A 3,969-nucleotide genomic window follows, 5' to 3' on the forward strand; every position below is an offset into this window, starting at 1 on the left:
ATTCCGTCCGGGGAAAGGGGAAGTCCCCTCAGAAACCGATTTGTGCAACAAAGCCCATGGCTTGTGGCCGTCACCTGTTTTTATTTAGTGCAGATAGTGTGTGCTTCGGTGAAACTGCATCGCAGTGAATTCGAACACAGCGGACGGCGGCTTTGAACGGGAGCGGCGCGGGGCCTTGAATTTAGACGACGTAGCTTTCCTTACCCTACCATGAAAACATCATATCGCGTTGTTTTGCCTCGAATTTGGTGTGTACATGCCATAACTCCGTCAATCGGATCGGCTTTAGCAGGCCATTTGAGAACTACCCGTTTTCGCGCATGTTTAATCGCTATTCGCACTAAATCAGGAGCGTCATCGTCGGTGCCGACGAGCTCTCGAACTTGACGCAGATCCTGCTTCACCAGCGCTGATTTCTTCCGTACAGGGTGCATTGGATCTATCAAAATTGCATCGCAGGACAGCTCGGGGATCAAATCCTTGGCGTCTCCCTTCAACAGAGTCATGCGGCCAATAATCTCGCGAAACTGACCACCCTCTTCCGCCGCGCGTTTCATACCTTGAACCAGCAATTCATGCATTTTCTCTGAACGCTCTATCAATGTCACTTGCGCACCTAGGGATGCTAAGAGAAATGAGTCTCGCCCCAACCCGGCTGTTGCATCAATAATCGTTGGCGTTTTGCCACCACGCAGCCCCATTGCTTTTGCTAAGTCTTGACCCCGACCGCCACCGAACCGAAGACGATGCGCCACTGCACCTTCGACAAAATCAACCCGTAGTTCTGTCGCAGCCTGTTTCAAAATCTACTCATTTTCGATCCCTGAAGAGCACCAATACCGATGGTCTTCAGTTTGTACTGCTTTTCTGTATTGACCACAGCCCCTAAATACAAATGCCAAAACTAGGTACCTTTCGGTGGGGGACCTAGATGCAGCGCTGTCCATATCTGCCGACATCTCCTGATTTCAGGAACAATTCATCTCTCGGCTGTCCCTCACCCGAGAACAAATGAGGCCATAATCGAGCCTATACCGACGGTGATCAGTATCCCGGCTAGATCAAGGGGCGCGCCCGCACGAAGCATGTCGCCGCGCGTGACAGATGGGCTAACAAAGACAATCGCGTTGGGCGGTGTCGCAACCGGGAGCATGAACCCAATGGAAGCTGCTAGTGCGAGGGGCAGCATAAAGGTCACGGGGTCGGTATTCAGCGATACCGCCACTGCGCCGGCGATAGGAAGAAATATGGCTGCCATCGCGGTGTTGCTGGCCAGCTCACCGACGTAGACGATGACCGTGGCCATGATGAAAAGCAGGAGAATTACAGGCAGTTGGTTGAGTATCTCGATCTGCCCTCCAATCCAAACGGCGAGGCCAGTCTGATCAAGAATACCAGCGAGTGCTAGGCCCCCACCAAACAGAATAAGGACATCCCAGCGAAGCGTCGCGACAGTGTCCCAGTCGAGTAGTCGTTCGCCATGGCCGCTGGGAATGATAAACAGCGCAATCGAGGCGAGCATGGCAATTCCGGCATCGGTTAGGGCAAGTGTTGGGAATAGCGCCTCGAACATTGGTCGCGAAATCCATGCGAGCGCGGTCAGTCCCGCAATGAAACCGACGCGGCGTTCTGAAACCCTCATCTTTCCCAGACCTTCACCAAACGAAATCTTCAGTTTCCCTGCCTGCAAGCGTGGTGTGAAGCGCGACAGAACCCACCATGCGATGGCAAGCATGACTATCGCCGTCGGCACGCCGACTGCAGCCCATCGAGCAAACCCAACTTCTATCCCATAGGCAGTACTGAGATGCGCCGCGAAAATTGCGTTCGGTGGCGTTCCGATCAACGATCCCATCCCGCCGATCGTGGCGGCAAAGGCAACGCCAAGCATCAGAGCGGTGCCAAATTCTGGGCGCTCCGTCTGAGAGGCCGCTACTGCTGCGGCAATCGGCGTGACCACCATCGCCGACGCAGTATTGCTGATCCAGAGGCTCAAAAATGCCGTCGTCAGCATAATGGAAGCAAGAATGCGGTCAGGGCGTTCACCAGCGATGCGAAGAAGTGTGAAAGCCATGCGCTCATGCAGCCCTGATTTTTCAATCGCTTTCGCCAGAAGAAACCCACCGAGAAAAAGAAAGATGAGCGGATGTCCAAAAGAAGTCGCGATCTCGCTTAGATCTGCGATCCCGAGCAGAGGAGCCACAGCGAGCGGCAGCAGTGCCGTTGCGGGAAGAGGCAGGGCTTCGGTTAGCCACCAAAGCGCCATGGTAAACGCAAGACCTGATGCCAGCCACGCCGCACCGGGCATGCCGATAGGGGCGGACAGGAAGGCAGGTGCAACGAGAAATAACAGTCCTGCAACGATAGCTAGCGGCTTCAATTTCATACTGCACCCTAACAGAGTACATCTTGGAGAACAGACTTACCACCGATCAGCCGAAGATGGGTTCGCACGCCAACCTGTCGGCAAAAGGCAGCAGCCGTAGTCAAACCTCGATCGGCAGGGTCTTGTCGTTGACGCGCCAAATGGTCAATTTCAGCCCTCAAAACAGAATATGCGGCATAGCCTTCGGTATTGGAGCGTTGCCCCAAGCTAAGTTTGTCTTTGAATACCATAGAGAGAATTTGATTGGTCTTTACGGCGATTGGAGACCCGCTAGCAACTATGGGAGGTCGCTAGTAGGGGGCTGAGGCGGATTGGCGCTGGCGGATCTATGCCCTTGCCGGGCGGAATGACAGCTCGGCCCCGGGTTCCGTGATCCACAGGCTCGCCGACTGGCTGGAGGGGGATCCGAAATCGCCGGTGGTGAAGCACACCCGCGAGGGTGAGGGCGTCGATGCGGTGATCGACCTGCGCGCAATGTTCCAGCAGACCTTCGACACGTTGGCCTGCGAGGACATGCCGTCGCTCCTGAAGCCCACCAAGGGGCGGTTGGGTCTGCAAGATCACGAAGGCCTTCTACGTGGCTCATAAGGATCGCGGTGACATCTTCGACCTGCGCGGCATCGACCGCGAACGTGGCTGCTTGGTGGTGGTCCGCCCGGACCAGTATATCGCCAATATCCTGCCGCCGGATACCTTCGAAGAAATATCGGAATTCTTCGGTCGGATTCTCCCCGGAGTTTCATAACATCGCTGGCCCCAACCTGGCTTTGGTCGACATCAAGCCGCACCGAGGCGCGGATCGCTGCAAAGTGGGAGCAATGTACGTATCGGCGCTGCGGCTTTGGTGGTCACGGCCGTGTACTTCTTCCTGCGGTCGCGCAAGGGCCTCGCACTGACTGCAATCCGCGACAATGAAACAGCGGCCAGTAGCCTCGGTATCGATATCTGGCGCACCAAATTCATCGTTTATGTCGTGACCTCTGCCTTAACAGCCGTGATCGGCGCGCTGACCTTCCTGTAAAAGCTGCGCATCTCACCAGATGCGGCCTTCTCCGTAAACGACTGGACCGCCTTTGTGATCTTCATCGTGGTGATCGGTGGTATCGGCACGATCGAAGGCCCGATCAATGGGCTATAGGTCTTCTCGAGCGCAAGCCCGCTCGACTGGCGACTGTCGCCATGGCGAATAAGACAGCGCGAATAGTGTGGGCTGTGTTGACTAAGAATGAATACTACCGGCCCCATACAGCTTAGACGGAAGGAACAACCGAGACAGCAAGACCAATGAAATGATGGCGCACAGCCAGCCCGCCAACCAAGACACCCCGTCGAATGTCCAGGACGCAGTGTTTTCGATAAGCCGTTTGGGACTTGGTCTGGGGAAACCACTAGGGCCAGCGGCTACGAGTGCCGCGCAAACAGGCCGGACACTCGTCTGCTTCTGACCAGTGCGAAATTACTTCAAATATGTCTTGCTATGCGGGAGCTATCCACACTGAGCTCCCCCCCGAAATTCGGACACTGACGCAAGCTGCGATTTGTAGTCAGCTGATCTTCAATACGAAGGAGATTAGATATGTCGA

General features: G+C 55.4%; 5 protein-coding genes and 1 pseudogene. 4 read left to right on the forward strand and 2 right to left on the reverse strand.

From position 1 onward, the window contains the following. Positions 1-200 precede the first annotated feature (200 nt). Together PH5382_RS19190 and PH5382_RS19195 are read right to left on the reverse strand one after the other, a co-directional pair. Complete coding sequence (locus PH5382_RS19190) at positions 201-803, reverse strand: class I SAM-dependent methyltransferase (protein WP_058335985.1); 603 nt, start codon at positions 801-803, stop codon at positions 201-203. Between the two features lie 194 nt (positions 804-997). Then, complete coding sequence (locus PH5382_RS19195; protein ID WP_082645781.1) at positions 998-2,386, reverse strand: SLC13 family permease; 1,389 nt, start codon at positions 2,384-2,386, stop codon at positions 998-1,000. A 324-nt stretch (positions 2,387-2,710) separates the two neighbouring features. On the opposite strand from PH5382_RS19195, the gene PH5382_RS20250 reads away from it, so the two are divergent. The 4 genes and pseudogenes from PH5382_RS20250 to PH5382_RS19900 form a co-directional block, all read left to right on the forward strand. Continuing rightward, complete coding sequence (locus tag PH5382_RS20250) at positions 2,711-2,974, forward strand: hypothetical protein (protein ID WP_231751950.1); 264 nt, start codon at positions 2,711-2,713, stop codon at positions 2,972-2,974. Beyond that, positions 2,964-3,131 (forward strand): hypothetical protein, encoded by a 168-nt coding sequence (locus tag PH5382_RS20255; RefSeq protein ID WP_231751948.1) that lies wholly within the window; start codon positions 2,964-2,966, stop codon positions 3,129-3,131. Before PH5382_RS20250 ends, PH5382_RS20255 begins: the two co-directional genes overlap by 11 nt. 81 nt (positions 3,132-3,212) lie before the next feature. Next, positions 3,213-3,407 (forward strand): ABC transporter permease subunit, encoded by a 195-nt coding sequence (locus tag PH5382_RS20260; protein ID WP_255354115.1) that lies wholly within the window; start codon positions 3,213-3,215, stop codon positions 3,405-3,407. Positions 3,408-3,514: 107 nt separating this feature from the next. Next, positions 3,515-3,640: pseudogene (locus PH5382_RS19900) on the forward strand (IS110 family transposase); the annotation flags it as partial. Positions 3,641-3,969 lie beyond the last annotated feature (329 nt).

The organism is Phaeobacter sp. CECT 5382, assembly GCF_001457775.1.
GTDB lineage: Bacteria > Pseudomonadota > Alphaproteobacteria > Rhodobacterales > Rhodobacteraceae > Pseudophaeobacter.